The organism is Haliea sp. E1-2-M8 (genome assembly GCF_030649675.1).
GTDB lineage: Bacteria > Pseudomonadota > Gammaproteobacteria > Pseudomonadales > Halieaceae > Haliea.
This window is the reverse complement of record NZ_JAUTDR010000029.1, coordinates 13,781-38,766: the sequence shown is the minus strand read 5'-3', so window position 1 is coordinate 38,766 and position 24,986 is coordinate 13,781. Positions and strand designations below refer to the sequence as shown.

The 24,986-nt window shown below is 54.8% G+C and carries 32 protein-coding genes and 1 pseudogene; 10 read left to right on the top strand and 23 right to left on the bottom strand.

Features of this window, described 5'->3' with window-relative positions; translation table 11 throughout:
• Positions 1 to 1,149: 1,149 nt before the first annotated feature.
• From Q6D67_RS18635 to Q6D67_RS18590, 10 genes are all read right to left on the bottom strand, one after another.
• Positions 1,150 to 1,788: a hypothetical protein gene (locus Q6D67_RS18635; protein WP_304707177.1), complete on the bottom strand. Its 639-nt coding sequence runs from the start codon at positions 1,786 to 1,788 to the stop codon at positions 1,150 to 1,152.
• A 790-nt stretch (positions 1,789 to 2,578) separates the two neighbouring features.
• The gene (locus Q6D67_RS18630) at positions 2,579 to 2,881 is read right to left on the bottom strand and encodes a hypothetical protein (RefSeq protein WP_304707176.1); all 303 of its coding nucleotides are present in this window, start codon (positions 2,879 to 2,881) and stop codon (positions 2,579 to 2,581) included.
• A gap of 78 nt (positions 2,882 to 2,959) precedes the next feature.
• On the bottom strand, positions 2,960 to 3,562 hold the full coding sequence (locus tag Q6D67_RS18625; protein ID WP_304707175.1) for a hypothetical protein: 603 nt from the start codon (positions 3,560 to 3,562) through the stop codon (positions 2,960 to 2,962).
• A gap of 168 nt (positions 3,563 to 3,730) precedes the next feature.
• Positions 3,731 to 4,282 (bottom strand): terminase small subunit, encoded by a 552-nt coding sequence (locus Q6D67_RS18620; protein ID WP_304707174.1) that lies wholly within the window; start codon positions 4,280 to 4,282, stop codon positions 3,731 to 3,733.
• 103 nt (positions 4,283 to 4,385) lie between these two features.
• Complete coding sequence (locus Q6D67_RS18615) at positions 4,386 to 4,508, bottom strand: hypothetical protein (RefSeq protein ID WP_304707173.1); 123 nt, start codon at positions 4,506 to 4,508, stop codon at positions 4,386 to 4,388.
• 33 nt (positions 4,509 to 4,541) lie between these two features.
• Complete coding sequence (locus tag Q6D67_RS18610) at positions 4,542 to 4,853, bottom strand: hypothetical protein (RefSeq protein WP_304707172.1); 312 nt, start codon at positions 4,851 to 4,853, stop codon at positions 4,542 to 4,544.
• A 12-nt stretch (positions 4,854 to 4,865) separates the two neighbouring features.
• Positions 4,866 to 5,696, bottom strand: a complete 831-nt coding sequence (locus Q6D67_RS18605) for a hypothetical protein (protein WP_304707171.1) — start codon at positions 5,694 to 5,696, stop codon at positions 4,866 to 4,868.
• Positions 5,697 to 5,849: 153 nt separating this feature from the next.
• Positions 5,850 to 6,044, bottom strand: a complete 195-nt coding sequence (locus Q6D67_RS18600) for an AlpA family transcriptional regulator (RefSeq protein WP_304707170.1) — start codon at positions 6,042 to 6,044, stop codon at positions 5,850 to 5,852.
• Positions 6,045 to 6,160: 116 nt separating this feature from the next.
• Positions 6,161 to 6,910, bottom strand: coding sequence for a DUF6387 family protein (locus Q6D67_RS18595; RefSeq protein WP_304707169.1), 750 nt, complete (start codon positions 6,908 to 6,910; stop codon positions 6,161 to 6,163).
• Positions 6,911 to 7,008: 98 nt separating this feature from the next.
• Positions 7,009 to 8,268, bottom strand: coding sequence for a site-specific integrase (locus Q6D67_RS18590; protein ID WP_304707168.1), 1,260 nt, complete (start codon positions 8,266 to 8,268; stop codon positions 7,009 to 7,011).
• Between the two features lie 618 nt (positions 8,269 to 8,886).
• On the opposite strand from Q6D67_RS18590, the gene Q6D67_RS18585 reads away from it, so the two are divergent.
• Both Q6D67_RS18585 and Q6D67_RS18580 read left to right on the top strand, forming a co-directional pair.
• On the top strand, positions 8,887 to 9,303 hold the full coding sequence (locus Q6D67_RS18585; protein ID WP_304707167.1) for a hypothetical protein: 417 nt from the start codon (positions 8,887 to 8,889) through the stop codon (positions 9,301 to 9,303).
• A gap of 111 nt (positions 9,304 to 9,414) precedes the next feature.
• Positions 9,415 to 10,113, top strand: coding sequence for a haloacid dehalogenase type II (locus tag Q6D67_RS18580; RefSeq protein WP_304707166.1), 699 nt, complete (start codon positions 9,415 to 9,417; stop codon positions 10,111 to 10,113).
• A gap of 14 nt (positions 10,114 to 10,127) precedes the next feature.
• On the opposite strand, the gene Q6D67_RS18575 is transcribed toward Q6D67_RS18580, so the two are convergent.
• Entirely contained in the window at positions 10,128 to 10,874 is a 747-nt protein-coding gene (locus Q6D67_RS18575; RefSeq protein WP_304707165.1) for a flavodoxin family protein, read from the bottom strand.
• Positions 10,865 to 12,238 carry a sorbosone dehydrogenase family protein gene (locus Q6D67_RS18570; RefSeq protein ID WP_304707164.1) on the bottom strand — a complete coding sequence of 458 codons (1,374 nt, stop codon included), beginning with the start codon at positions 12,236 to 12,238 and terminating at the stop codon, positions 10,865 to 10,867. Before Q6D67_RS18570 ends, Q6D67_RS18575 begins: the two co-directional genes overlap by 10 nt.
• Positions 12,239 to 12,557: 319 nt before the next feature.
• Here Q6D67_RS18570 and Q6D67_RS18565 point away from each other — a divergent pair, with 319 nt between their 5' ends.
• Together Q6D67_RS18565 and Q6D67_RS18560 are read left to right on the top strand one after the other, a co-directional pair.
• Positions 12,558 to 13,376 carry a DUF4142 domain-containing protein gene (locus Q6D67_RS18565; RefSeq protein WP_304707163.1) on the top strand — a complete coding sequence of 273 codons (819 nt, stop codon included), beginning with the start codon at positions 12,558 to 12,560 and terminating at the stop codon, positions 13,374 to 13,376.
• 91 nt (positions 13,377 to 13,467) lie between these two features.
• Complete coding sequence (locus tag Q6D67_RS18560; RefSeq protein WP_304707162.1) at positions 13,468 to 14,583, top strand: alkene reductase; 1,116 nt, start codon at positions 13,468 to 13,470, stop codon at positions 14,581 to 14,583.
• A 6-nt stretch (positions 14,584 to 14,589) separates the two neighbouring features.
• Here Q6D67_RS18560 and Q6D67_RS18555 read toward each other — a convergent pair whose 3' ends face one another.
• On the bottom strand, positions 14,590 to 14,937 hold the full coding sequence (locus tag Q6D67_RS18555) for a redoxin domain-containing protein (protein WP_304707161.1): 348 nt from the start codon (positions 14,935 to 14,937) through the stop codon (positions 14,590 to 14,592).
• Here Q6D67_RS18555 and Q6D67_RS18550 point away from each other — a divergent pair.
• Positions 14,917 to 15,345, top strand: a complete 429-nt coding sequence (locus Q6D67_RS18550) for a hypothetical protein (RefSeq protein WP_304707160.1) — start codon at positions 14,917 to 14,919, stop codon at positions 15,343 to 15,345. The genes Q6D67_RS18555 and Q6D67_RS18550 overlap by 21 nt on opposite strands.
• Here the strand turns inward: Q6D67_RS18550 and Q6D67_RS18545 are convergent.
• Both Q6D67_RS18545 and Q6D67_RS18540 read right to left on the bottom strand, forming a co-directional pair.
• Positions 15,329 to 15,541, bottom strand: coding sequence for a phosphoenolpyruvate carboxykinase (ATP) (locus tag Q6D67_RS18545; RefSeq protein ID WP_304707159.1), 213 nt, complete (start codon positions 15,539 to 15,541; stop codon positions 15,329 to 15,331). The genes Q6D67_RS18550 and Q6D67_RS18545 overlap by 17 nt on opposite strands.
• 276 nt (positions 15,542 to 15,817) lie before the next feature.
• Entirely contained in the window at positions 15,818 to 16,012 is a 195-nt protein-coding gene (locus tag Q6D67_RS18540) for a ribbon-helix-helix protein, CopG family (RefSeq protein ID WP_304707158.1), read from the bottom strand.
• A gap of 677 nt (positions 16,013 to 16,689) precedes the next feature.
• Between Q6D67_RS18540 and Q6D67_RS18535 the strand changes: the two genes are divergently transcribed.
• Positions 16,690 to 17,037 (top strand): zinc ribbon domain-containing protein YjdM, encoded by a 348-nt coding sequence (locus Q6D67_RS18535; RefSeq protein ID WP_304707191.1) that lies wholly within the window; start codon positions 16,690 to 16,692, stop codon positions 17,035 to 17,037.
• 70 nt (positions 17,038 to 17,107) lie between these two features.
• On the top strand, positions 17,108 to 17,950 hold the full coding sequence (locus tag Q6D67_RS18530) for a spermidine synthase (RefSeq protein ID WP_304707157.1): 843 nt from the start codon (positions 17,108 to 17,110) through the stop codon (positions 17,948 to 17,950).
• A 6-nt stretch (positions 17,951 to 17,956) separates the two neighbouring features.
• Here Q6D67_RS18530 and zapE read toward each other — a convergent pair whose 3' ends face one another.
• Genes zapE through Q6D67_RS18510 form a run of 4 tightly spaced genes read right to left on the bottom strand, consistent with a single transcriptional unit; the run spans position 17,957 to position 19,981 of the window.
• On the bottom strand, positions 17,957 to 18,406 hold the full coding sequence (zapE, locus tag Q6D67_RS18525; protein ID WP_304707156.1) for an AFG1/ZapE family ATPase: 450 nt from the start codon (positions 18,404 to 18,406) through the stop codon (positions 17,957 to 17,959).
• A gap of 24 nt (positions 18,407 to 18,430) precedes the next feature.
• A complete protein-coding gene (locus tag Q6D67_RS18520; RefSeq protein WP_304707155.1) occupies positions 18,431 to 18,772 on the bottom strand; it encodes a DUF2970 domain-containing protein in 342 nt (113 codons plus the stop codon).
• Positions 18,773 to 18,831: 59 nt separating this feature from the next.
• A complete protein-coding gene (locus tag Q6D67_RS18515) occupies positions 18,832 to 19,245 on the bottom strand; it encodes a hypothetical protein (RefSeq protein ID WP_304707154.1) in 414 nt (137 codons plus the stop codon).
• A gap of 13 nt (positions 19,246 to 19,258) precedes the next feature.
• Positions 19,259 to 19,981 (bottom strand): beta-ketoacyl synthase N-terminal-like domain-containing protein, encoded by a 723-nt coding sequence (locus Q6D67_RS18510; RefSeq protein ID WP_304707153.1) that lies wholly within the window; start codon positions 19,979 to 19,981, stop codon positions 19,259 to 19,261.
• A 318-nt stretch (positions 19,982 to 20,299) separates the two neighbouring features.
• On the opposite strand from Q6D67_RS18510, the gene Q6D67_RS18505 reads away from it, so the two are divergent.
• Both Q6D67_RS18505 and Q6D67_RS21895 read left to right on the top strand, forming a co-directional pair.
• Complete coding sequence (locus Q6D67_RS18505) at positions 20,300 to 20,857, top strand: CBS domain-containing protein (RefSeq protein ID WP_304707152.1); 558 nt, start codon at positions 20,300 to 20,302, stop codon at positions 20,855 to 20,857.
• A 163-nt stretch (positions 20,858 to 21,020) separates the two neighbouring features.
• A pseudogene (locus tag Q6D67_RS21895) lies at positions 21,021 to 22,283 on the top strand (2Fe-2S iron-sulfur cluster-binding protein); the annotation flags it as partial.
• A gap of 10 nt (positions 22,284 to 22,293) precedes the next feature.
• Here the strand turns inward: Q6D67_RS21895 and Q6D67_RS18490 are convergent.
• Entirely contained in the window at positions 22,294 to 22,422 is a 129-nt protein-coding gene (locus Q6D67_RS18490) for a hypothetical protein (RefSeq protein WP_304707151.1), read from the bottom strand.
• Positions 22,423 to 22,474: 52 nt separating this feature from the next.
• Entirely contained in the window at positions 22,475 to 23,119 is a 645-nt protein-coding gene (locus Q6D67_RS18485; protein WP_304707150.1) for a Fic family protein, read from the bottom strand.
• 166 nt (positions 23,120 to 23,285) lie between these two features.
• On the opposite strand from Q6D67_RS18485, the gene Q6D67_RS18480 reads away from it, so the two are divergent.
• Entirely contained in the window at positions 23,286 to 23,897 is a 612-nt protein-coding gene (locus tag Q6D67_RS18480; RefSeq protein WP_304707149.1) for a hypothetical protein, read from the top strand.
• Positions 23,898 to 23,943: 46 nt separating this feature from the next.
• On the opposite strand, the gene Q6D67_RS18475 is transcribed toward Q6D67_RS18480, so the two are convergent.
• Together Q6D67_RS18475 and Q6D67_RS18470 are read right to left on the bottom strand one after the other, a co-directional pair.
• A complete protein-coding gene (locus Q6D67_RS18475; RefSeq protein WP_304707148.1) occupies positions 23,944 to 24,399 on the bottom strand; it encodes a hypothetical protein in 456 nt (151 codons plus the stop codon).
• On the bottom strand, positions 24,392 to 24,805 hold the full coding sequence (locus tag Q6D67_RS18470; protein WP_304707147.1) for a hypothetical protein: 414 nt from the start codon (positions 24,803 to 24,805) through the stop codon (positions 24,392 to 24,394). Before Q6D67_RS18470 ends, Q6D67_RS18475 begins: the two co-directional genes overlap by 8 nt.
• Positions 24,806 to 24,986 lie beyond the last annotated feature (181 nt).

Here is a 24,986-nt window from a genome sequence, read left to right as displayed (position 1 = left end):
TCAAGGGTAGGCCCACTGTACATCTCCATGATGTGGACGTAGGCACCATGTACATATCCGGAAAATGTCCGACCGAGAACTCGGTATAACTGATTCGCATCAGATGGGTTTATAGGCATTCCTTGAATCCGGGCGATCCCCGCCCGAACTTTATCTCGAGGTACTCGGGCTCTGGGTTGAGACTGCATGAGAGGACCGGGATTTCCCGGAAACTCTTCTTGAAAAAATTCCTCCACCAATCGACTCTGTTCAACGGAGTAACTTCCATCTGTACCAAGCGGCGTAGCGAGGAAAAAGACGTCCTCACAAAACTCATCGATGCATCGGCATTGAGCACCTACCTCTTGGACGAATCCGTTACGCAATAGCACAACTGAGGCATTCAATGCGCTTACAGCCCGAATACATTTCAGGAACGACAGAAGCAGATCATTCCGATGGGCGTGCCGAAATTGCGGGAAACCGTTAACATCCACAAACCGTGGCGGCTCGAAATGGCGAGCAAGCCGATGGACCGAGCCCTCCAGCTGTGATGTAAATTCCGCAATCTGTTCTAGAGAAATTGTCATAGATAATCGAACAGCGAATTAACCAGACCGGGCCGACTAACACATTCCGGTTAATTCGAACATAGAAGCCAATGGTAAAATCATCTCCAGCCTACAATCAGCATCTTATCGAAACTTACCCAAAATTCAACGAAGATAACCGGACGCTGCCACTCCGCGCAATCGCTCTGGGCCCACCGGCTCGGCGAGCGGTAAAGATGGTCTCCGAGGGAATAGTGAAGGCGGCGGTGGCGAAAGAACTGGGGTTCAGTCGGCAGAAGCTGTACGACATTCTTAATGAGTTTACGTGAGCAGGATTGGTATCTGCCGGATTCCTGCTTTCACCTCATAGCGGCCGGTCGTATTGAGTGGGGCCTGGATCGGCTTCCGGCCAACAGCAGCCGGTGGATGCCCTGCCGTAGAGAGGCAGCTACCACCTCATCGCGGACATATAGTGAATTACTATTTGAACGGCCCGGCGACTTACCACATTCAGAGACTAAAGAGACTCGGGGTAGATATAGGTCAGGCGATGTTGTTCAGCGGGTCGACGAGGAACTTGCATTCGATCTCCTGTCCAACATCGACCTGACCTTAAACTCTACTGATTGGAGGCTGTGTACACCTTGATCAGCCGTGCAGTGGGATCCTGCTGCTGCTTTTGCATGAAGGCCTCGAACTCCGGGTGGTCCGCGTCTTGGAATTTGGCCCAGGCATCCCAGCTCGCGAAGTTCATGACGTAGTGCATTCGGTTCATCTGATCGGAATTGATCGAAACCGCAGCTCCGTCCTTTTCGTGCAGAGCCTTAGCCTGCACACCAGCTTGGAACATGTCGGGGCCTCGTCCCAGCTCAGCCTCCCAGATGAATACCTGATAAACATCACCTTCGCCACCGGCAACCGGCGTATTAAGCAGGTAGTTCTCAATCAGTTCCGCAGAAGGGTCGGCACTCCACTTGGCAATAAAGGAGGTCCAGGCCTCATTCTTCTCAAGCTTCGCGTTCTGTTCTGCCCACTCCGCCCAGTTCTCGTGATAGGTGACGAAATGCAGTGTGCCGTCAAGGTCGACGGCGATGCTCACGTTACCTTCAGCTTTGGTGATTATGGCCTGAGCCTCCTTGGCCGCCGCAAGGGTTTCCGCCGCACCGCCCATCTGAGGTTTCCAGATATTAACTTCCAGAACCTGCGCGCCAGCCAGCGATGTGAACAGCGTTAAAGCAATTGCTAGTAATACTCTCATGATATTAATCCCGTTTGTTTTGGAGAAGTTATCGGTTTGCCATTCAGGTACGACAACTCACACCCAGGCCGTTAACTATGACGGCCCTTGATGAGAGCGATGAGTACAAGCGTAGACTATATGCTCCAGTTCGCTAGTTGGCGGGAAATTGACCGAGGTCCGCTGCTAGGACAAAGCGGCCATCCCGAAGGTTGATGGAGCGGTCTCCATGTCGCACGGTCTATACTCAGCCCATGCTCTCAGTGACAATCATATTCAACGGAATCGAGTGGGTGGCTAAGACCCATTGTTCCAGTATCACCGTACGCGGATTTGGCCATACGCAGACACACGCCTGTACGGATTTGCTGCGTGCTTATAGGTGTATCTCGGGCGGCGCCAGGTCAGACTTGCCGAAGGACATTGACGATCTTTCGGGAGCATGAGCGAGGAAACGCATGTCTGGTGAACCGCATCGTATTGCCACTCCAGTATTGCAATTGGTCTCTGAGACACAGGTGTATGAAATCTACGCAGACGGCTCCAGGTATATCAGTAGCGATGCGGGTGGTATCACGCTGGTCAGCCCGTGCGGCTGGTATCAAATAGCGCCGGCCGGGCCTGCGGAGATTGTCGACATCGGCCGTGGTCGATGCCAGGCTCCGAAACGGCGAGCACTGAATTAGAAACGGCGTTTATACTCGCTATCGTGAAGGCGCGCAACGTGAGCGAAATTCACGCGGCGCTGGAGCCACTTCAAATGCCGCCCAGTGGAACACGGGTTGTATGGCCCGTATACAGAACCATCGAACTACATATCGGTTCTAGATATATGCTGAACTTTAACCATAGTACCTTCGGCATCGAACACGATAGCAACGTGTGCTCCCGAACCGCCCACCAAAGTTCCTTGAGCATACTGCCATTGATAGAGCATATCGCCTTCTGGAAGCGCAGATTGAGCCATTGGTGGGCCAAGTAAGGCTGTTGCGTCTTCGATAGTTGAGACTTGGGGCTGCAATTGGTTTATCTTCGCCGGATCGAATTTATTCCCAACAGTGGTGCAAGACACCAAGCAAACCATCAGCAATAACGTAGCAAACGTCTTTAACATCGCCAATCCTCAAAAAATTCAAATGTTACTCACCTCGATGCGAAGGGTTCATGGGCCGCCCTTACCAACAATCAAGTTCTATGGCTGGACGACGTAGCAGGTGTTTTCCACACACTTCACTTTCATAGACCCCTCGTCCCCACAACCCAGCAGCCAGGTCTCGGTGTCGTCAACTACTCCGAGCAATGAAGCCGATTCTTCGCAAGTCATCGCTTCAGCTATCTCCTTGACCTGCTTAGTGTGCTGAGGCTGGTAGATATTCTCACCAGCATCAGCACGATAAGTGCCGGATTCAGCATCTTTCATGATTTCTTCCGGCGACCTAGATGAGATACCGCATTTCTTTTCGACCGAGTTCAGTCGAAGAGCCTCGTGATCGCCCTGGAGTTGAGCGTACTCAGCTGCCTCTGGTCCATCACCGCCTTCCAGAAAGAACAATGATGGCCAGAAAAGAACGAGGCCAATACCCATCTGCCAGTTATCTGCCTTCCTTTCTGACTTCAGCCGCTGGTATAGGTCATTAGTTCGCCTTTCAACATGCTGCATTTCTGTCGCTATCTGGTCACAGTCGTGATTCTTATACTTGGTAGGTGACACATAAGCGGCATCAATTTTATCTGGGTTGGACGCGCAACCAGCAATCACGCTAATCAATGCCCCAATGAGAAAAGTCCTTTTCATTATAATTATTCCTAAAAATGGTATTTTTTAGTCGATATGATGTGCAGCGTACAGACTCCTCATGTTTGACACTGAGCTGGTCGGCGTGGTTACGAGTAAAGCGACGGATGAGCCGTCGCGTCCCCGCGATTCACCCTTACTCAATGAGCGTCGATTTCCTCGGCGCTGTCACCCTGATTTGACGCCAGCGCGCTTGAGGGCCGCATTAAGCTTCTCGACCAAATCGCTTTCAACAACCTCCACCTTGTGGTTGTCCTTCCAGGCCTCGACGTCGACGTGACGACCGACAAGCTCCTGGAGGCGGGTTCTGTCTGCTAGCCTTATCTTGATCACCTCACCAAAAGCGCCATCCCCGTTGCCGATTCGCTGGACATCAACGCCTAGGACAAGACCCTGGCGCCAGATCAGCGGCCACTCGTGGATGGGCTTAAGGGTGCCCGTATCGGCATGATAAATATCGGCAAGGTCTGCCACGACCTGATCGGCCAGATGCTGTAGGAGCCAGTCGGCGGTGATCTGCGTACGGATTGACCTCTCCGCCTTGGCTTCAGCAATGGCTGCGGCGACATTAGTATTCTTTCGTAGCTTGTCTGCATTGGTTCCGGCGTACTTTGGGCTATACCCGGCCCGGATCGCCGCCTGTGTGGCGTTCAGATCAGTCAAATATTCCATCACGAAGACTTCCTGTCGCGGCGTCAGCTTTTTCGTATCGTTTGGCATGTGCTACTCCTTGCAATCATGCATTTAACTTTCCTAGTGCTGGGCCTCGGTCGAACCATCAACTACCTTGATCCAATTCGGGAAGAGGAAGCCAGGGTGATTATCATCCTGGTTGTCCCTGAATCTGGATCAGTGTTTGCTCGGCTTCGTCAAAGACCACCAGTTGCTGCATGGGCTGTTCACCGGAAATGAAAAGCTGTTGGAGGCTAGGGCGATAACGCTGCATCACAAACCCTCCATTTCAGCTGCAGCCAGCTCCTCAGGCGGCTCCCCAAGGCACATCATCCTCAATTTCTATACTAGCAGCAGTTTCAACACTACGAAGTAGCTCGCGTAGTAGTCGCTCACACTCGACCACAGTTATATCCTGGTGGACGAGAACTCGAATACCCTTGCCGTGACCTTCTTTTGTGAGTCCCGTCTCAGGCCCGTAGACTCGCGGTGGGCTATTTTTATAGCGCGCCGTTGGGTCATCCTCTGGCGAGAGTACGTCGTAGTAGTTAACTACTTGTAGGCGCTCATCCCGGGTCAATTCAGAATGTTCCAGTCGGGTGGTGTAGGGCTGTGCCATGGTGTGGTCCTCTTAGTCGCAAGCCGGATTGCTGGTTTGGTGCTTCATGGTGATGTATTCCCGCAGATCATAGTCTGCGAGCCATTCCTCATGTGTTTGGTCTTCAGGGGGTATAGATGGATAAGGGGAGGGTCCCCGTGTACCGCACTCCCTTATGACCGTATTACCGTAGTTTGCTGTGCCCGTAGTTGGATTCGGCTGCAAGTCAGCAGGGGCAAGGGTTTCGGCTGATTCCTTCCCGGAACCACTTCCCGGAACCTTCCCGGAATCTTCCCGGAACCTTCCCGGAGATTCCCCGGAAACAAATGCGCGGCGTATGGTGTCGGCAGTCATGGTCACTGGCTGCAATGTGTCCTTTGCGATTCGCTCATTTGATCGGCTGCCCTGGAACGCGAGTCCCTGAAGCTGATTCATTTGCTCGTGCAGATCAGACCTATACCGTAGCGGCAGGCCGCACCGCTTCCAGAACTTCAAGAAGGCGCTGCGCTGACCTACCCGGAATTGTTTGCCGGGGTAACGCTTACCCTTCTTCGAGCCGCGGTCATACTTCAGGGATGCATTGAACACGGCGTATGCGTCCGACTGGTAGATGGTACTGAACTGCAATGTCACGCCTGGCGCTGAGCATTTGCCATAGCAGCCAGTGCTGAAATTCTCATAGAAGAAGCCGTCCTGGCCGGTTCGCTGCAATATTTCCGTCAAGATTTCGCGGGAATGCGCCTTCAGCCAATCAGGCGGGACGGGTGCGCCGCTCGCTGGTTCAACGCATAGCCGTCCCCCTACAATCGAAACGCTGTCGCCCCGTTTCAGTATTTGGTGCAGCAATATGGTACTTGCTGACATCTCAGACCGGCTTCCTTCTGGAGGGCCACAGTTCTGATTCTGGCGCCACCTCGAGTCCACTACGAATGCCAGTTGCAACTGTCGCCAGCCGGAAACGGACCTGTCTCCTCGTTAGCCGCGAGTCATCGCGAAGACACTTGAAGAACGATCCGTTCATACCTCGGCCTTCAACCATGCTGTTATGGCAGGAATGTCGTAAAGAACAACGGCGCCACGTTTCATCGGTTGCGGGAATCCGGTCTGGTGGCGCCAACGATGCAAAGTCATGATGCTGATTTGAAAGTGATCAGCTGTTTGCTTCGGGCGGGTCAGGGCGGCTGGTGGTGCTGCGTGGGGGTTGGTAGCCATGTTCTGCGCCTCCTTCGTGGCGGTTGATAACAATGGCTACAGATTTAACAGATCAAATGGCGATGAAACCATGCCGAGCTTTCTGGTCTAAGTTTTTCCGGAAAGACTCAGGACTCCTATTCTTCCGGGTTCCCCTCGATTGCTGCTAGCGCCTCCAAGTTGCTGAGGTCTGCCATCAGGCGTTTGGCCAGGGGCGGAACCGTCTTTCGGAAGCTGTCACCTCCTTTACGATACCCTACAGCTTCCGCCATCACGTGATGCGGAATTGAATGTCCGGTTTCCTTCGACCAGATTCGTAGATCCAAATATGGGAGCAGGCCATACCTGGCCCAATACTTGTAGGCCGGACGCTCCCGCTTGCTGTCAATGGCAATTTCCGAACGAGCATCTCGGAGCCATGTTGCGAAGGCATCAATTAGTATTGAGTCAGAGGCGCGCAGGTCTACCAAAATAGGGTATGTATCGAGGCAGTCACTACCAATCGGGGTGCCCAGTTCACTGCTAGGAAAGAAGTTTCCAGTAGTCATATGTTCTATTATCTTGGCCCACAGCCCATTGTTTTTTGAGAGAAAGGGGTCCAGTAAGATGTCGAACGAGGCGCGAGTCGCTAGATCGGCGTAACGTAGCGACCTTACTGGGTTAGCCGGGCCGCCACCGAAGCAGTATAAGAGGTTGTCAATTGGATCGTCGCGAAGGTACTCCGCCCGCTTAGTCGCCTCGCCATCCCCGAGAGCAATCAGTTCGAAAATAGACCTCCGAGTCTCCAGATTGCTCAGCCAGTCAACTGCCGCGAATGATTTACAAAGTTGGTATTTATCCAAATCGAACCAATCCGGCAGGTCTTCTACCCGATCAATTTTCGCCATCGACCACCCTCCCCAGGTTTTCCCGTTGAATAGAGTGGCTGGCCAGGCGGGTGGGAATCCCGCTTTTCGCTCCGTCGAGCTAGGCCAGCCGAAAATCGTTATACGTTTTGCTTGAAACTCACCAGGTTGGATGCAGTGGGTATGGTCACATACCTAGCCCAGGCCTCCATGAGTTCTCGGCGCCGCTCAAGCAGGTCACCCCGCCGGTATGCGGCTTCGGCTTGGTTTGCGATGGTATGTGCCAGCGCCTGTTCAACAACAATGTTCTCAAAAGCGGTATTCTCAGCCGCCCAGTCCCGAAAAGTCGAACGAAAGCCGTGAGGGGTGATAATGTTACCCTGATTGTCGCGCCAGCCACCGGCCTGAGTCTCATCCATGCCGCGCACCAGCATTAGCATGGCCATGTTGCTGATCGGCCTGCCTACTTTGAGCCCCTCGAATAGAAGTCCGCTGCTGGAGCGAGGAATGGTTTCTAGCAAATTCAATGCGGCGCCGCTCAAGGGCACCCGATGATCCTTGGTTTTGATCTTCATTCGACGGGCGGGAACCGTCCAGATGCGGCGCTCTAGATCGAATTCAGACCAGTACGCGCCTAATATCTCGCCAGTGCGAAGCCCTGTTAGAATGGCCAGTTGTAGGGCTTGGGCGCTTGCGGAGGTCTTCTTACTCAGCTCAGACCAGAAAGCACTCATCCGATCCCAGGGCAAGGCAGGATGGTGCTTGCGGTCTGTGGTTGTACGCTTGGCTAGCAGAAGCTCCAGGTGACCACGCCATGCCGCCACGTTTTCGCCGGTGCGCAGCTTGCGAGCCTTGGCCGCATTCAAGACCTTTTCAATACGATTACGCACGCGGTCGGCCGTCTCGTTCTTGGTATTCCATATCGGTTGCAGGATCTCCAGAACTTGCTCGGTTGTTACATCGGCCGGCGCCAGATTGCCAATGATTGGGCTGGCGTAGGTAGCGAGGGTATTCTCCCATTGCTGAGCGTGCTTGGCGTTTTTCCAGCTTGAGCGTTGGGCTGCGATGTAATCGGCCGCCACCATATCAAAGGTCACGCCCTGTGCCTCTGCTTGCTTCTCTACTGCTTCACGATGCGCTTTGGGGTCTACCCCTTTGGCTGTCAGTTTGCGCTGCTCAGCGGCTAGCAGGGCCGCCTCGGCAAGACCAACCGTATCGCTCGAGCCAAGGCCGATTTTTCCCGTTTTGCCGTTTATCTTGTATCGAAAGATCCATGACCCAGAATTGATGCCGTTCACCTTCAGGTAAAGGCCCTTCCCGGACGAGTAGAGGCCAGGCGCCCCGGTCTTCAGCAGGCTAGAAACTCCTCGGGCAGTGGTTGCTTTGATTTGCTTACTCATTTCGGCCAGTCCTATCATTAGGGTACATTTCAGGGTACACCTTTGCGCTGATAATAGGCCGTATTAGTTGTTATGGCTAGTTAACGTTTTGTTGCTATTGTGGCGGTTTCGTTGGCTTAATAGCAGAACTTTGAGCGATTTGTAGTGGCTGGCAGTTACCTAGAATTGGCGGACTCTCTCTCCGCCAAATAGCCCTAAAAATCAAAAGCTTACAACGAAAGTCACACTTACCCCCCAACCTGCCCGGCAAAGAATAAACGCTAGGTAGATCCGATCACGACCCCCGCCATCCCCGATTCAACATCACGCAGCTCGCACTACAATCCCAGAATCCGCCCGATCCCGCTCAACATGCGCGCGGCACTCAGCGTCCCCGATCAACTGTGATTGGTCGCTGGACGGCTGGCGAAGCGTCAGCAACTGAACACCTCAAATAGATGCATCTAGCGGATATTCGTTACAAACCGATGTTTATGGTCTTGATATTCCTGTTGTCTCTATGAAAATGTTCAGACTGTGTAACAAACGCCGCGTTTCGGAATCAATGTCGCGTAAGTGATAACGAACCAGAAAAACCTCTTACGCTGACGCCACGGGAATCTCATAAGATAGGTGATTATGGAACAACGCATTGCCAATGCCCTGCTGCTACTGCGTCTTGGGGTTTTCATCGTGATGATCATGTGGACTTTGGACAAGTTCATAAATCCGCAGCACAGCGGCGCCGTGTTCGAGAATTTCTACGGCCTGAGCGGGCTGTCAGGCGCCACTTTCATGATTATTGGCTTCCTGCAGCTGCTGGTAGTGCTGGCGTTTGTGGCAGGCTTTCTGAAGCGGTACAGCTACGGAATCATTCTTGCGCTGCACAGTATTTCTACACTGTCTTCGTGGCAGCAGTATCTTGATGCCTTTAATAACCTGCTTTTCTTTGCCGCCTGGCCGATGCTGGCTGCCTGTATTGCGGTCTACATGTTGAGGGATCTGGATACTCGCTGGACTGTCGACGACCGAGATCGTACTCGATCACCATTCTGACAATACCCGCCGGCGGATCGCAGAGGTTCTGGATGAACTGGTAACGCATTGCCTGGTCAAAAAAGCGGGAATGCAGACGTTCTGCATTCCGATGCAGGAAGGTGGAACCTGATGTCCCAGCAACCCCCAAAACCAGAAACACGTATTGTATTTTTCGATGTCGTGGAAACTGTTTTTTCCCTGTCCCCGCTGGAAGAAAAACTGACGGAGCTCAATCTGCCCCCCGGCACGGACCGGCTGTTCTTCGCCCAGCTGCTTAGAGATGCCTTCGCTCTCTCCGCCAGCGGTGTGTTTCACACCTTTCCGGAAATCGCCAAAGGCACGCTGAAGGTCCTGCTTCACAGCCGTGGCCACGAGGCCGATGAAGGAACGCTGAAGGATATCCTGTCCGCCTTCTCCCAGCTCCCTGCTCACGGGGATGTCAAACCCGCACTTGAAAAACTCAAGCCTTCGGCTTGCCAGGCCGTTCTGCTTACCAATGGATCCAGGGTCAATACAGAGAAGCTGGTTCGGGACAACGGCATCGAACACCTGGTTGACGATATCGTATCGGTGGAGGACTTCAGAGTCTGGAAACCGCAAGCAGCTCTTTACCAGCAAGCGGCAATGAAATACTCCTGTGCCCCGGAAAATGCACTGCTGGTGGCGGCTCATGCCTGGGATATCCACGGCGCTATCCGCGCCGGATTTCATGGCATCTGGATTCAACGCCAGGAGTCGCTCTACCATCCCCTGATGGATAGCCCTGACCACCAGGTTGCCAACCTAGTCGATGCGGTGGATCTGGCAGTTCAACGGCTAAAGGTTTAAAGCCGCTGATCTGCTCAGCTTCGGTGTTCGGGATTTTCGTAATCGAACCGGCAACCAGCTGACCACGCCTTGCGGTCGTTGCCGTGATTGGGAAGGCCGCCGGCGTCTTTAAGCATCCGCGCCACATGCAGCAGATTCCAGCTCATGATTGTCGTGTTGCGCTGGGTGAATTCATTGTCGAGGCCCGCTCCATCGTCGCCATAGCTCGGGCCCGGTCCGGCTTCGCCAAGCCAGCCGCAGTCTGCTTGCGGTGGAATCAGGTAGCCCAGATGCGAGAGTGAATAGAGTACATTCATTGCCACATGCTTTGCTCCGTCCTCGTTACCGGTGACCACGACACCCCCGGTCTTGCCATAAAAGATGGACTGTCCTTTGACATTCAGACGTCCCGACATGGCGTACAGGCGTTCAATCAGCAGTCGGCAGACCGAGGATTGCTCGCCCAGCCAGATCGGCGTGCCAAGCACCAGAATGTCGGCGGCCTCGATCCGCTGCCACAGGTCTGGCCAGTCGTCGTATTCCCAGCCGTGCTCGCGCATGTCGGGCTGGACACCGAAGGCGATGCGGTGGGCGGTGCCGCGCATGTCGTCAACGATAACACCGTTCCGGCGCATGATCTCGGCAGATGCGCCCATCAGCAGCGCGGTATGCGATTCCTGATCGGGAAGCTTCAGGGTACAATTGAAAAAAACGGCCCTGAGATCTGAAAAATCGTTGTCGTTTTGGTCGCAAAGTGCGGTTTGTCGTTCATTCAATTCCATCGGTTTGCCTCGCGTTCGCGCGCCGGCGTTACACGCCATACCGAGTTGCCGACGTCATCGGCTACCAGCAGACCTCCACGTCCATCCAATGCCACCCCTACGGGCCGCCCACGGGCATTGCCGTCCGTGTCCACGAAGCCGGACAGCACCACCTGTATCGAACCAGTCGGCCGGCCGCCGGTGAACGGTACAAAGACGACTTCATAGCCATTCAAGGGTTGCCGGTTCCAGGAACCATGGAGGCCGACGAACGCGCCCTCGCCAAGGCCGGCCACGCCGCTGTTGTTGAAGGCCAGACCCAGGGGTGCTACGTGCGCGCCTAGGGCGAAATCAGGTGAAACTGCGCTAGCCACCAGTTCGGGCCGTTGCGGGCTCACGCGCTCATCGACGTGCTGGCCGTAATAGCTGTAGGGCCAGCCGTAGAAAGCGTCCCGGCGGACCGAGGTCAGGTAATCGGGCACCAGATCGCTGCCGAGTTCGTCGCGTTCGTTGACAACCGCCCACAGCGCGCCTGTGTGCGGTTCCCAGTCCAGGCCGACCGGGTTGCGCAGGCCTGAAGCGAAGATCCGCGTAGTGCCGGTGGCAGGATCAACCTCAAGTATCGCCGCGCGCATGTGCTCGACCTGCATGCCGTTCTCACCGATATTGCTGTTGGAGCCGACGCCCACATACAGGCGGGCGCCATCGGCGCTGGCGAGCAGGCTCTTGGTCCAGTGATGGTTCAACTCGTCGCCCATGCCGGGCAGATCCGTAACCTTGGCAGGGGCTCCGGTGATGCTTGTGTCGCCGGTCTGATAGGGCACTTTCAGCAATGCATTGGCGTTGGCCACGTATAAGGTGTTTCCGACCAGCGCCATGCCGAAAGGCGAATGCAGGCCCTGGAGAAACACGCTGCGGAATTCGGCCTTGCCGTCGCCATCGGTATCGCGCAGGAGGGTGATGCGATTGGCGCTCGGTACCGCGGCGCCGGCGCGTTTCATCACCCGTTTCATTACCCAGCCCTTGATGCCGTCGATTCCGCTTTTTCCCGGTGGCGCGTTGGTCTCGGCGACCAGCACGTCGCCATTGGGCAGGACGTACAGCCAGCGCGGGTGGTCCAGGCCCGTGGCAAAGGCAGTCACCTCCAGGTCCGCGGCCGGGGTCGGAGTAGCACCGTCTGTCCATCCGACCGCCGGCGCGATCTCGATGGTGGGAATCAGGGTGGGGTTGGGCTGCAGCAATACAGGATCAGCGCCGGTCCCGGCTTCCGCAGGCAACCGTGCATGGTCTCCGCAGGCTGTGAGCAAGACAAGCATGGCTGGCAATGCCACTACGGACCGGAGTGCGGCTTTGGCGGTGTTTTGCGGTGCGATCTGGTCTGGCATGCTCATCTCCTGACTGCATCCATTGTTCACTCATCAAGCCAGGCGATCCGTGCGTTTGCCAACATATTCGTCAGCGCACAGAGTAAGAGAGTTTCATCATGCCACCTCTTGAACTCATGCCCGATGCTATGTTCGGAAACCCACCGACGACATACCCCTACCAGAGCTTTAATGGTTCTCCTGCTTCATATACACCTACCAGAACCTCAGGAGAAAGAACTATGACCAAGCTGAAACCAGCTATTGGCGCGCTTGTGGCCCCTTCAAGCGTATCCTGCTGACTCGCGAGGAGCTGCCGCACCACTTCCCGATCGTTCACATGGACTACCTCCAGCACACGATCAGCTACGATGTGCCGCCCGACAAGGCGGACGAAGTGCTCGCATTCGACCGCACCACCACGATCTATCGCGTAGGCGGTGAGTTGTCCGCACGGTGCGATCTCGAGAGCAACAACGTCCTGACGCTACACCTCGCGCATGAGGTGATCGAGGGCAAGAAGAATGTCCAGCAAGCGCGCAAGGAGTTTGGCGAAGCGGTGATGGCGCGCACCACGGCCGAGAGTCCTGCCATCACTTCGGGACTGCAGTGTGAGCCGCCCGCCCTCAAGGTGGCAGCCGACACCGACACCGTCTCGATTCCTGGCGCACCCAGGCCAGAGGACGCAAATGGCGAGTCAGCGGACCCGGACTCCGAAACGCTCGCCCTGTTGATCGCCGGCGATATGGACAAGGTCCACGCCGCCATGATTGCCAAGAACAAGAAGGTCGACGAGGCTATTCTGGCCTATGCCCGCATGATGCCCGAGTCGCATGGCAAGCACGTCAAAGCGACCGTCGAAGTCGGCATGAAAAACAATGTGACGCCGGTCGTGACCGGGCGCGTCCGCGCGGCGAAAGACAAGCTCGCCGCTGCGCTCGCCGAAATCGTGTTGCTTGATGGCGATGCGTTCGGACGTGCGTACATTGATTTCGCGGTCAAGGCGCACTCCAACGGCCAGAACATGATCGATGAGCGCCTCGCGATGACCGACAACGAGGAAGTCCGAAACCACCTGAACAAGACTCGCAAGATGGTCACGATGCACCTGCAGCAGGCCAGGGAGCTGCAGCAGAAAACCGCAACGGCGGCTCGCTGAAGGCTGTGGCGCGCGGCCTGGCCTGCGGCCCGGTCGGCTGGCGACGCGACCTGCCAGCCACCCGAAGCCTACCCGATTAAAGGAGAAATCAATGACCGAGCAAGACGATATTCTGTTCAAACCCTTTGTCCTCGGGGACCTGACACTCCCCAACCGGGTTTTGATGGCGCCGCTGACGCGCTCGCGGGCCACACAGCCCGGAGATATTCCGAACGACATGAATGTGGAATACTACCGTCAGCGTGCCGGTGCCGGGCTGATCATCTCCGAGGCGACTCAGGTCTCGCCCCAGGGCAAGGGTTACGCCTTTACCCCGGGCATCTACTCCGAGGCGCAGATCGATGGCTGGCGTCGCGTGACCGACGCAGTGCACGAGGAGGGCGGCCGCATCATCCTGCAGCTTTGGCACGTTGGGCGCATCTCGCACCCGGACCTGCAGCCCGACGGCAATGCGCCTGTGGCGCCCTCTGCCATCAAACCGGAAGGCGCCGAGACTTACGTCAGCGCCGACTCCGGCATGGTCCAGATTCCGACGCCACGGGCGTTGACGCTCGAGGAGATGCCCGACATAGTCGAGCAGTTCCGCCAGGGAGCCAAGAACGCCAAGCGCGCCGGCTTCGACGGGGTCGAGGTTCACGCCGCCAACGGTTACCTGCTGGACCAGTTCCTGCGAAGCTGCAGCAACCATCGCGACGACGCCTATGGCGGCTCGCTGGACAATCGCCTCCGTCTGCCATTGGCGGTGGTCGAGGCGGTAGTGGAGGTCTGGGGCGCGGATCGCGTCGGCGTACGGGTCAGTCCCACCGGGAGTTTCAACGCCATGGAAGATGCCGATCCGGTAGCAACTTTCGGCGCCTTCGCCAGAAGACTTGACGCTTTCGGGATCGCCTTTATTGAGGTAGTTGAGGATTCCTTCCAGGGCAATCACGTCTCTGGCCGTCCCGACGCAGTGATTGAGGCCATCCAGAAAGGATTCTCGCGTGCCTATATCGCCAACGGTGACTACACTGCCGACGAGGCTCGTGAACGCATGGCCGCCGGCAAAACCGATCTGGTGACCTTCGGCCGTCCCTTCATTGCCAACCCCGACCTTCCGGAACGCCTCCGCGTCGGCGCGCAGCTCAACGAATGGGACGAAAGCACCTTTTATGGGGGCGATGAGCGTGGCTATACCGACTATTCAACTCTCGCCGGGGCGCCGGATTAGGGCTGGTCAGCCAGTGCCACGAGCCGGATAATCCTTTCCCTGGATAACATCCACCCCCATCTTGATCATTTCCAGATCCGGCCGGCAGAAAGGCGCACTGGCAACCTCAGCGAAATGTAGCCCGCCATCCGGGCGGATAAGAAACATTCCTGGCTCAGCAAAAGGCTGGTCAGTCTCCGTACTATCAATGCGGGTAGAAATATACAGCCCGAGTTCCCGCGCCTGGTCGATACTCAGACCATAGGCCACCTCGAAGTTCAGACCCGATTCAGCTGCAAACTTTCTGGCTTTGTCCTCGGGGTCGGTGGATGCCGCGACAATCTGTACGTCGAGTTGGTCGAAGTCCGCCTTCATATCTTTGAGCTGCTAGAGGGCTACATCGAAAAACTGGATGAGCTGGACCTGGCACCGGGCAGCTTCGACGTGATCGTCTCCAACTGTGTAGTCAACTCGGCCACCTACCGGCTGTTCAAGCTGGAAGGGCTGGAGACCGACTGCGAGGACTACGGCCAGGCGGTGGTCTACCGGGGTACCATGCCGAATTGCCCCCACGGCTTTAGCCTCGACAGCCACCATTTCATCGAGACGGGCCGCGTATTCCCGGTCTGCGGCTGCAACCAGATCTCTCCCACTAGCAGTATCGGTAAACTGAACAAAGTTGTCCCTGAACATGGAAGCCAGTTTGTGAGCTTATCGATCCCACCCATCTGGATTCTGGTAGGTTTTTTGAGGATCGAGAATGCCACTATCCACTCCAGTTAGTGATCGGGGAATGGACAGCTGGAAGGCGGGCATGCGCCTTCCGCATACGCTGATTCAATACTTCAGCATACTGAGTGGGATGCAGGGTCAGAAACGCAGTGTCAAAACAGGCTGAAAACGTCGGCACAGGCTCAGTGACATCGCGCTCCGTTCCCGCCAATTTTGCTGTGTAACCGGAGAGGAAGTAGTATTCCATCTGCACTATTGCTGGGAATGGGGTTTGTTTATTTGAGTATGGCGGCGTCCATGGTTCCGCGGGTCAAGAAAACATTGCGTTCATTCTCTCGGCGTAGGGCCTCAGAATTATTCGAGCTGGCTCTCGAGTTGCCCGACGGTGCGGCAGTGCGTACGATGCTTAACAGGGTTTGCGAGGAGGAGGGGATTGGCGGTCTGGTTCCCGCAGGCCGTTAGACCGACGCTTGAGACTGGCAGGCCTATAGCGATTTCTGCAGGCAATGTTGTCGTTACCACTTTATATCTCTGATACTTTTGACGTGGGAATTTTTGGTTTGGTGGGGTAGTCAACGCTATATAGCTCCAAATAGTCCCGAATCAATTGACGGACAACTTGCGATGGCGTGATATCTTGAGAGGCACATAATTTTTCAAAAGCTTTCTTTTTCTTCGGGTCGATCAGTACCGTCAGCCTTGCTGTTTTAGTCTCCATGAAATTAATCCTTTCTGCATAAACGTAAAATTATAATACGGTTATAATGCCATGTTTTCAAGGGTCCCCAAAGCGATACGCTTTCGCACTCGGTGATCGGTAGAAATCCGGAGGCTCAGGGGTAATGTGGAGGCTAAGGGAGGCGCGCTACACCTGATTCAATGGCAGCGCTTGCCACGGCGGCAGGAACCAGAGAAAGCAATCTTTGATCCGTGATTTTGGGCATAATATACTCAGATCCAAAATTTCACGAACCGGCTCCGCCACGCCTGGGCTTTATGCCAAAGACAAATCCCACTCCGTTTCAGCGGGTTTGCTCAGGGCAGTGCAGATCTTTCCGGGCCGTGGTTCGGCATGGTACTGCAGTGCCGCCTGTTTGCAATCAGTGTTCACAGTCGATTCTTTCAGTATGGAGATTAACACGAAGTTATAATAAAATTATGATCATATAGTATCCATGCCCGCGGTAACTGTAGCTGAAGGCTCCAATGAAGTATCTCATTCGAATTCTTGTCTGTTGGCTCTTCTCAGCTCTCGTGTTTGCTGAAGCGGGCATGATTTCCGGTCCTGATCTGACTGATTATTGGGTTGGTCGCCGGTCTTCTGCTGGTTGATTTTGCGAGGTGTTATGTTTGCAACCCTCGACGTTTTCGTGATTCATATTAAGGATACCAATGATGAGTAGTTTTCCTCCATGTCCGAAATGCCATTCGCCGTTCACCTATGAAGATCTTGATTTACTGGTTTGCCCGGAATGTGCACATGAGTGGCGACAAGCTGCCGACCAAAGTCAGACCGATGAGCCCGTTAAGGTGAAGGATGCCAACGGTAACGACCTCTTCGAGGGCGATAACGCCACCCTGATCAAGGACCTGAAAGTGAAGGGCAGCTCGAATGTTCTAAAAATCGGCACCAAAATCAAAATCACTCGCATCGTCGACGGCGATCACAATATCGATTGTCGTGTCGACAAAATCGGCGAAATGATGCTGAAATCGGAATTCGTCAAAAAGGCCACTGCGTGATCGTTAGACACATAGCGCGCGAAGCCGTGATATTGGTCTGCTCTATACATGCAACCACAAAGAAATGTCTATGAAGCAGTGGTCTTATCTATTGAAAAACCTCGGTGATATCTACCCATTGCCTTTCCCGCTAAAAGGCAAAATTATCCATTTTTCCCAAGACACGTATGGTCGTATGCTGGTCATTGAAGATGGCGCGTACAGAATTCTGAATTTCGACTCGCCGTTTGAGCAGAGTTGTATGCGAATGGACCATCCCTATCGACTGGTTCATCAGCACACACAGCGTATGATAATTGTGCTAGCGTTTATCAATCCGCAAATTATATCGCTATTCGGTCTCGGTGGTGGAAGTTTATTGCGAACACTTCACCATGTGCTGCCCAACTGCATTTTCAATGTTGTCGAACTAAGGCAAAAAGTCGTTGACATCGCAAAAGAATATTTTGCTGTGCCCAGCGATCATCGCGTCCGAATCACCGTTAATGATGCCCTGGCAGAGATTTCAAATGTGGAGGACCATACGAGCGATGTTATCTTCTCGGACATGTACAACGCTTATCAGATAGTCCCGGCACAAACGCAAAATGCATTTTTGCTCAATTGTTCAAGGGTCCTGACGGATCGCGGGTGGTTGGTAATCAACCTGTTTGATCTTCCCGGCAACAGGGTGGCGTTCTTTGAGCAGCTGGCGGCAGTATTTCCGACGATAATCCTCTGCGCTAGTGAGGGTAATACGATTTTGCTGGTTTCCAACGCCGAACCTGAAACGGTTTACCCCCGCATCCAGCACATTGAGGCCATTGAGAACGTTCTGCTGCAGCGATTTTCACAGCTTCTGTCGAGACTGGAGCCCATCAATTTCCGGTTCAGCCAATGCACGTCAAAAATTGTAAAACGTTCTGGTCGGTGATAGATCTCAATTTGGTTTATGAACTTGATTATACCGCCTGGTGGTGTGACTTCTGAAACAACTACAGCGCGAGTAAATGTCGTTATCGCTGACAAACAAGTCATCGAAGCATGGCACGCGCACTTCCCAGGCCAACTCTGCCGCCGTCACCAGAAGATGATCTGCTGTGCCAGTCAACTCGAACAGCCGTCGATGTGGCCACTGCATGAAACGATGAAAATGCAGTCTCCGCGCGGGTACTTTCCAGCCGTGGTGAAAATTATTCATTAGCCAGGTTTTACCCCTGCCGACGGGGCCCCACAGATAGACACCAATCCCGGGGGGATTGGAGGCAGTGTGTAATGTGCGAAAACAGGTTTCGAGCACCTGGACTGCACGCTGCTGCGAAGAATCGGTAACAAAGCCGAATCGGATTTTAGCGGGTTGATAAGCCTGCTGGGGAGAGAGTGAATCCATGGCGGAGAGATCGTGAGCAGGTCCTTAACGGCTGGTAATGATGTTGACCAATACAATCAGGGCGCCAACAATGAGTACGAAATAGACAACAGCGGCAATAAACACATGCAAGCCGTTGGCGCGTCGGAAGTCTTCCTCGCGGTTGGCACGGGAGCGTACGCCGATATGGCTGGAGATCAGAATCACCATCATACGCAGGAAACCGATTGGCTTTTCGCCCGGGTCAGGGCGGGGAATATATCCGGGATGATTGACAGGGCGGGGGGAGTCAGGCGCTGGCATGTTCAATGATGGCTTGGCATTGCCATTGCCATTGCTATTGTTGGTCTCGGGCGGTGATGGTGGACTGGCACGTTCTTTAGGCATGATAATGAAATCTCACAGGGAAACTGACAAATCGCGTCGCTGAAGCGGAGGTTGGAAGTCTAGAGTCGCTCAATGATGGTAACGTTGGCCGGTCCCCCGCCTTCGCACATCGTTTGTAACCCATAGCGACTGCCAGTGCGCTCCAGTTCGTGTAACAAGGTAGTCATCAGTTTGGTTCCGGTTGCGCCCAGCGGATGCCCCAGAGCAATGGCGCCGCCGTTTACATTGGTTTTTTCTGGCGGATAGCCGGTTTCTACCAGCCATGCCATCACGACAGACGCAAAGGCTTCGTTGATTTCTACGAGATCAATATCCTGCCATGTTATACCGGCTTTTTTCAGAGCGGCCTGTGTGGCAGTTATGGGCGCCGTATGCATCGAGATCGGACCATCCGCGCGAACACTGATGTGGTGGACACGTGCACGTGGTGTCAGGTTGTAACGTTTCAAGGCGGCTTCCGATACGATCAACATTGCACTTGCGGCATCACAGGTCTGACTCGACTGCTGCAGCAGTGACCTTGTCGAGACCAAACAAGTACTCCAGTGATGCCATTTCTTCCAGGCTGGTATGTCGCGGTGTTTCGTCACAGTCGATGCCGTCCAGCGCAATGATCTCGCGCTTGAACCGGCCCTCGGCAATGGCACCCAGTGCCCGGTTGTGCGACTCCAGTGAATAGACCTCGAGATTTCGGTGAGAGAAGCCCCATTTGTCGGCAATCATCTGTGCCGACTTGTATTGCGTCGGCGGTTCGGTGCCGTACCGTTCTAACCAGCCTGTTGAGCCAGAATATGGATCGGTGAATCCCATCGCCTCTGCACAGATAACTGCCGATGAGATTGGAATCTGTGACATTGTCTGTACTCCCCCGGCAATCAGCACATCCATCGTTCCGGACATCACTGCCTGTGTCGCGAAATGCACGGCCTGTTGCGAGGAGCCGCACTGACGGTCGATGGTGGTACCCGGAACAGTCTGCGACAGTCCCGCAGCAAGCCAGGAAGTACGCGGTATATCACTGGCGAGCGGCCCGATGGTGTCCAGGCAACCGCAGATCACATCATCGTATTCATCACCAGGGATGCCACTGCGCTTGACGATGGCTTTCAAGACGTCAGCGCCGAGGTGGGCGGGATGCTTCGCCGCCAACGAACCGTTTTTCCTCCCGTTGCGGATTCTCAGTGCATCGACAATGAAGGCGTCAGCCATGTGCTTGCTCCAACGGTGGATTGAGAGACCGACCTTACTGTGGCAGCGTCAGTGATAGCTTCATTGAAAGCCTCGTACACCGCACCTACTCACAACGTGCCTGTTCATGATGTGGGTGGGCGGTAACCTCATGCTTAATGTGAATAGTATACAATGATAATAATATAATATACTATTATAATAAGTTGTTGGTTCTGTAGTGTTTCGGCATCAGCTTGCCCTAGGAGAGATAGGCTCTTCTTTATTCGTGTGGAGACTAGGGCGATCTTGAGGAGGAGCACGATGCGGTTAGACATACGATCTGTGGAGGGAATCCCGATGAAGAAACTGCACTTGTATCCCACGCTAGATATTGATGAGCTGGAGTACCCAAAGGAGAGAGTCAGCTTGTCACTCACCTCCTCGGCGCTAGAATTTTTTACGGATTTTCACGACATAACACCCCTGATTATTCCTGACTCCATGACCGCGGTTGAGGCGCTTAAATTGATGCGGCAAACCCATGTGCGTATGAAATTTGTCGTAGATAATCTCGGACAATTCGTCGGTGTGGTTTCTGCGGATGACCTGGTCGAGAGCAAAATCGTCATGAAGGTTGCTGAAGGCTACGCAAGAGAGGCCCTACAAGTTCGCGATTTCATGACGCACAAGAAAACAATGAAAGCACTTGATTTTGAAGAGATCGTGTCAGCTCAGATTTCCGATGTGATTGCCGTGCTGAAGCAGAGCGGGCAGCAGCATTGTCTGGTAGTGGACCAGAGGAATCATCGAGTGCGCGGGATTTTTTCAGCCAGTGATATTTCGCGAAAGCTTCATCTTCCGATTGATATCCAGGAAAAATCGAGCTTTTATAAGGTGTTTTCGGCTACTGCATAGCTGGCATGTTGATTTGCACCCAAAACTAACCGTTAATGCTGGTTAGTTAATCGAGGAGGTGGAGATTTCGGTTGATGCGCTACTGGTTGAGGAAAGCGTCGGAAAGACTAAAACGTCGTTGTAACATTCTGATGTTGAATTTTTATTCATAGGTTTTAAGGGCGATCCCCTGTCTCTGGAAAATTACCGCGCGCTGGGTGGATTCCGCGGCCTTGAGACGGCGCTTTCCATGACCCCGCAGTCCATTATCGATGAAGTGAAACAGTCCGGCCTGCGCGGTCGCGGCGGCGCTGCGTTCCCCACAGGCATCAAGTGGCAGACGGTGCTGGATACGCCGTCAGAGCAGAAGTACATCGTTTGCAACGCCGATGAAGGGGATTCCGGCACTTTTGCCGACCGACTGTTAATGGAGGCCGATCCTTTCCAATTGATCGAGGGCATGCTGATCGCCGGCCTGGCCGTGGGGGCGACGCAGGGGTTTATCTATCTGCGGTCCGGGTATCCGAAAGCTCATGCGATGCTTCACAAGGCGATCGATACTGCACGGGAAGCCGGCTATCCCGGCACGTCGGTGCTGGGCGATGACCGCAGCTTCGAATTGGAGGTGCGCCTGGGGGCTGGTGCCTATATCTGTGGTGAGGAGACCTCCCTGCTCAACAGCTTGGAGGGCAAGCGGGGCATGGTGCGCGTCAAGCCACCTTTGCCTGCGATTGAGGGCCTGTTCGGCAAGCCCACGGTGGTCAACAACGTACTGACCCTGGCGGCGGTCACCACCATCCTCGCGGAGGGTGCGGATTTCTAGCAAGATTACGGCATGGGCCGTTCCCGTGGCACCTTGCCGTTCCAGCTTGCCGGCAACATCCGTCGCGGCGGCCTGGTGGAGATTGAGGGCCGCCGGGGCTTTCCCGCCTCCTGCACCACCCCGGTGGACGAGGGCATGACTGTGCGCTCCCAAACTGACACTGTGGCTGGTCTGCGCCGCAATGTGATGGAGCTGTATATCTCCGATCACCCGTTGGATTGCCTGACCTGCCCGACGAACGGCGATTGCGAACTGCAGGATACCGCGGGCGAGGTGGGGCTGCGGGCGGTACGCTACGGTTTCGAGGGTAAAAACCACCTGGCGGCAGAAAAGGATGTCTCCAATCCCTATTTCACCTTTGATCCATCCAAATGCATCGTCTGCTCCCGCTGTGTACGCGCCTGCGACGAGATCCAGGGCACCCTCGCCGCTCAGCGTCTCAGGGCGATTCAGGCGAGCCACGGCAGAACCAGTATTGGCGCCATATCCTCCTCCCGCTGCACCAACGAGGAAGTGTGGCTGGTGCAGAAAATGGTACGCACCGGCTTTCTTCCTCCACCGAGGTCTTGTGTTAAAGCGCCTAGCGCGATCAGGTCTTTGATGTCGCGTAGCGCGGTGTCCTGAGAGCTCTTTGTCAGCCTGGCAAGCGTGCTTTTTGCAGCACGCCGTCAACAACCTCGTCGGCGCTGTCGATGGAACGTTTCAGGCACCGCAGGAACCATTCCTGCCACGCGGTGATGTCACAGTCAGCTTTCTGAGTCATCTCCAGCATCTTGTAGTAAACGCTGCGCTCTCTGCGGATTTGTTTGGACACACTATAGTAGCGACGTGATGAATTCTCGGCGCGAGCAAGAGCCATGTCTGCAATCGCGCGCGATGCGTCCGTTGCCATCATCAAAAGGGTGGATGGTTACGAACCATAAATGAGCGAGCCCGGCGGCGAGAATCGGGTTCATATCTCCCGTGTCTTCAAACCAATCCAAAAACACCGCCATCTCCCGCGATAGACTATCCGCCGGCGGAGCTTGAAAATGGACCTTTTCCTTTCCTACGGGGCCCGACACAACGTGCATCGGGCCATCCCGATACCGTCCGGTCGCGATAGAGGCAAGACCGCTTTTCCCAGTAGGGAAGAGCGAGCTGTGCCATTTGAATAGTCGCTTGCGGGTGAGTGGGCGGTTATAGCCGGTGGTAGCATCGGTCATCATCTCAACGACGCCATCCACGTCACACGACGAGGGCACCAGATCCTTAACGTGCTTCATGCCGAGATGGCGGGCCATCGAGGAGCGGACTTCGGCCTGGGACAGATGCTCGCCCTCAATCTCACTGGACTGCACTACATCATCAGTCAGGGCGTGCAGGTGGGCTTCGTCCCTGAGTTCATCAAACCCGAGCCCGTCCATCTTGCCCTGCAACCGGCCCTGCTCATAGGTCACCAAATGCGACAGATCAGGCATTGCCGCAGTGCTTGAGCCAGGAGTTTACTGACACGCCGACCGATAGGCCGTATCATCAAATTTGTCGCTGCTTTATTCCAACTTGCAGGGCGACGTAAAACTATCTGCTAAACAGGAGTTCGCCCAGCGGCTCCAGGCATTCGCCATCAGAACGGAGCCATCTACCATGAACACGACATTACAAACTTGCTTGCAACAACGAGTCGCCAGCGAAAGCGTAGACAATATTTTACGCGCTATGGGTTACAGTGAGCGAGCTCTGGTGCGCGCAGGAAAACGCCTGCAGGCCGTGCTGGCTGATCCCGACCTGGGATTGGGCGCGGGCCGGTACGATTTCCGGTTCAGTAGCCGGGAATTTTTGCGCGCGCTGGCTGGCGCTGTCTCCGTAGATGCAAAGGAGACCGACCGCCGAATTGACGACATTGAGAGGGAGCTGCGGCGTTTGCGCCAGCTCTTCAAGCCCTGGATATTCGTCGATACGCAATTCAAGCGTTCAGGCGAGCCGATCTTTCTGCTGGCCTGGACAGAATACATGCGCCGCTTGCCACTACCAGAGAAAGCCTGCCTATTGTCGAGGGACGAGCTAACCAGGTTCGCAGCAAAACGTATCCGTGAACACTACCGGAAGACGGAGGGTCACTTGCTCCTGTGGGGAGCCATCAGCGAGTACAAACTGGTGGTCTCGGATGCCGAGCAGGTCGCGATGGATAGGGAAGGCAATGTGCTGCACGGAGAGCCACTGCGCCTTGGCGGGTCTGCAGTAATGACATTACGCTGATTGTTGGCGGTGCCAGAAAAATTCGAGGGATATCAGATGAAAGAAGCTAGAACAATATCTCGATTACCTCGCAGTACATGGGGGCGTAAAGTGCTCCATCAAGGAAGCAAAAACCCAGGCGGTCGTAGAGACCGGACAGTCCGGTAAATTGTAGCGGTGAGCGAAACCACACGGTGGAAAATTCCAGGTCGCTTTCGGCGACATGGTCCTGGTGTTCATCCGGGTCTTCGTCCAGATCCGCTTCCTCCTCTACACAGGCCAGCTCCTCACAGGTGGGGTGGTTGAACAGAATATGATCGTTCACCAGATAGTGAAGGTAGCCTGCAAACCCAGGGCTGAGGACTGATGCTTCATGCAGGGAATAGGTGTCGTCCCAGGAGACCTGATTCGGAAATTCCAGTACGACCAGTCCAGTTGCCGGATTCAGCAGTTGTCCGCGGCACGCTTCGGGGTCGAACAGAAATAGTGGGCAACTGTACCCGCGCAGGCAATCGTTACGCATCGGCTTGCCACTCCAATACGCGATAGCGGAACTTCTTGATGCCCTTGTCGATGATCGTGGCTGACCGTGCAGGACCTTGTGGGAGCTGCCACAGGAGGTGAAGCTGATGGAGGAAGTCGCTGTCATAGGCCTCGTCGAATTCGGCGATTTTGACGGCTTCTCCCGGGGCGACATCTTCGTAGTGAAGAATGTCATCCTCGATTGGCGCGATGGCCAGAGTGGGGATGAAAAGCAGCGGTTGCGGACTGGCAACGAAAGCCAGTGTCTGGCCGGTATTGTTGACCAGGTAAATCTCGACGTGATGCGCATCTGCTGAGTTGCGGAGGCTGTCGAGGTATAGGGAGGGCAGTTTATTACTGAAACGTGGTTTGGCCTGGAAACGGCCTTGAAGGCGGAAGTTGCTCATATAGTTCTCCTGAGGAAATGGCAGATGTGCGGTAAGCACACCCCAATCGCCAGGAAAACGCGGTAATTACATGAACAGGTATCCGTAAGAAGACATGGCCACAGATTACCCGCTGGGTACCGCCAACACAAGCGCGCCGCCAAGAACCTGTCGCGATTTCAGGCAGGTCTCTGCTGCTCCA

What these genes read in the sequence shown, in the direction of transcription:
- Q6D67_RS18485 (WP_304707150.1), bottom strand. Translation starts at nt 23,119, where the DNA reads ATGCCTGATCTGTCGCATTTGGTGACCTATGAGCAGGGCCGGTTGCAG.
- Q6D67_RS18490 (WP_304707151.1), bottom strand. Translation starts at nt 22,422, where the DNA reads ATGACTCAGAAAGCTGACTGTGACATCACCGCGTGGCAGGAATGGTTC.
- Q6D67_RS18565 (WP_304707163.1), top strand. Translation starts at nt 12,558, where the DNA reads ATGGACTACCTCCAGCACACGATCAGCTACGATGTGCCGCCCGACAAG.
- Q6D67_RS18620 (WP_304707174.1), bottom strand. Translation starts at nt 4,282, where the DNA reads ATGCCAAACGATACGAAAAAGCTGACGCCGCGACAGGAAGTCTTCGTG.
- zapE (WP_304707156.1), bottom strand. Translation starts at nt 18,406, where the DNA reads ATGGATTCACTCTCTCCCCAGCAGGCTTATCAACCCGCTAAAATCCGA.
- Q6D67_RS18575 (WP_304707165.1), bottom strand. Translation starts at nt 10,874, where the DNA reads ATGGAATTGAATGAACGACAAACCGCACTTTGCGACCAAAACGACAAC.
- Q6D67_RS18625 (WP_304707175.1), bottom strand. Translation starts at nt 3,562, where the DNA reads ATGAAAAGGACTTTTCTCATTGGGGCATTGATTAGCGTGATTGCTGGT.
- Q6D67_RS18475 (WP_304707148.1), bottom strand. Translation starts at nt 24,399, where the DNA reads ATGCGTAACGATTGCCTGCGCGGGTACAGTTGCCCACTATTTCTGTTC.
- Q6D67_RS18505 (WP_304707152.1), top strand. Translation starts at nt 20,300, where the DNA reads ATGAAGAAACTGCACTTGTATCCCACGCTAGATATTGATGAGCTGGAG.
- Q6D67_RS18515 (WP_304707154.1), bottom strand. Translation starts at nt 19,245, where the DNA reads ATGTTGATCGTATCGGAAGCCGCCTTGAAACGTTACAACCTGACACCA.
- Q6D67_RS18570 (WP_304707164.1), bottom strand. Translation starts at nt 12,238, where the DNA reads ATGCCAGACCAGATCGCACCGCAAAACACCGCCAAAGCCGCACTCCGG.
- Q6D67_RS18610 (WP_304707172.1), bottom strand. Translation starts at nt 4,853, where the DNA reads ATGGCACAGCCCTACACCACCCGACTGGAACATTCTGAATTGACCCGG.
- Q6D67_RS18635 (WP_304707177.1), bottom strand. Translation starts at nt 1,788, where the DNA reads ATGAGAGTATTACTAGCAATTGCTTTAACGCTGTTCACATCGCTGGCT.
- Q6D67_RS18545 (WP_304707159.1), bottom strand. Translation starts at nt 15,541, where the DNA reads ATGGAATACTACTTCCTCTCCGGTTACACAGCAAAATTGGCGGGAACG.
- Q6D67_RS18600 (WP_304707170.1), bottom strand. Translation starts at nt 6,044, where the DNA reads ATGGCTACCAACCCCCACGCAGCACCACCAGCCGCCCTGACCCGCCCG.
- Q6D67_RS18555 (WP_304707161.1), bottom strand. Translation starts at nt 14,937, where the DNA reads ATGAAGGCGGACTTCGACCAACTCGACGTACAGATTGTCGCGGCATCC.
- Q6D67_RS18560 (WP_304707162.1), top strand. Translation starts at nt 13,468, where the DNA reads ATGACCGAGCAAGACGATATTCTGTTCAAACCCTTTGTCCTCGGGGAC.
- Q6D67_RS18590 (WP_304707168.1), bottom strand. Translation starts at nt 8,268, where the DNA reads ATGAGTAAGCAAATCAAAGCAACCACTGCCCGAGGAGTTTCTAGCCTG.
- Q6D67_RS18510 (WP_304707153.1), bottom strand. Translation starts at nt 19,981, where the DNA reads ATGGCTGACGCCTTCATTGTCGATGCACTGAGAATCCGCAACGGGAGG.
- Q6D67_RS18605 (WP_304707171.1), bottom strand. Translation starts at nt 5,696, where the DNA reads ATGTCAGCAAGTACCATATTGCTGCACCAAATACTGAAACGGGGCGAC.
- Q6D67_RS18615 (WP_304707173.1), bottom strand. Translation starts at nt 4,508, where the DNA reads ATGCAGCGTTATCGCCCTAGCCTCCAACAGCTTTTCATTTCCGGTGAA.
- Q6D67_RS18520 (WP_304707155.1), bottom strand. Translation starts at nt 18,772, where the DNA reads ATGCCTAAAGAACGTGCCAGTCCACCATCACCGCCCGAGACCAACAAT.
- Q6D67_RS18470 (WP_304707147.1), bottom strand. Translation starts at nt 24,805, where the DNA reads ATGAGCAACTTCCGCCTTCAAGGCCGTTTCCAGGCCAAACCACGTTTC.
- Q6D67_RS18580 (WP_304707166.1), top strand. Translation starts at nt 9,415, where the DNA reads ATGTCCCAGCAACCCCCAAAACCAGAAACACGTATTGTATTTTTCGAT.
- Q6D67_RS18480 (WP_304707149.1), top strand. Translation starts at nt 23,286, where the DNA reads ATGAACACGACATTACAAACTTGCTTGCAACAACGAGTCGCCAGCGAA.
- Q6D67_RS18535 (WP_304707191.1), top strand. Translation starts at nt 16,690, where the DNA reads ATGAGTAGTTTTCCTCCATGTCCGAAATGCCATTCGCCGTTCACCTAT.
- Q6D67_RS18585 (WP_304707167.1), top strand. Translation starts at nt 8,887, where the DNA reads ATGGAACAACGCATTGCCAATGCCCTGCTGCTACTGCGTCTTGGGGTT.
- Q6D67_RS18630 (WP_304707176.1), bottom strand. Translation starts at nt 2,881, where the DNA reads ATGTTAAAGACGTTTGCTACGTTATTGCTGATGGTTTGCTTGGTGTCT.
- Q6D67_RS18595 (WP_304707169.1), bottom strand. Translation starts at nt 6,910, where the DNA reads ATGGCGAAAATTGATCGGGTAGAAGACCTGCCGGATTGGTTCGATTTG.
- Q6D67_RS18530 (WP_304707157.1), top strand. Translation starts at nt 17,108, where the DNA reads ATGAAGCAGTGGTCTTATCTATTGAAAAACCTCGGTGATATCTACCCA.
- Q6D67_RS18540 (WP_304707158.1), bottom strand. Translation starts at nt 16,012, where the DNA reads ATGGAGACTAAAACAGCAAGGCTGACGGTACTGATCGACCCGAAGAAA.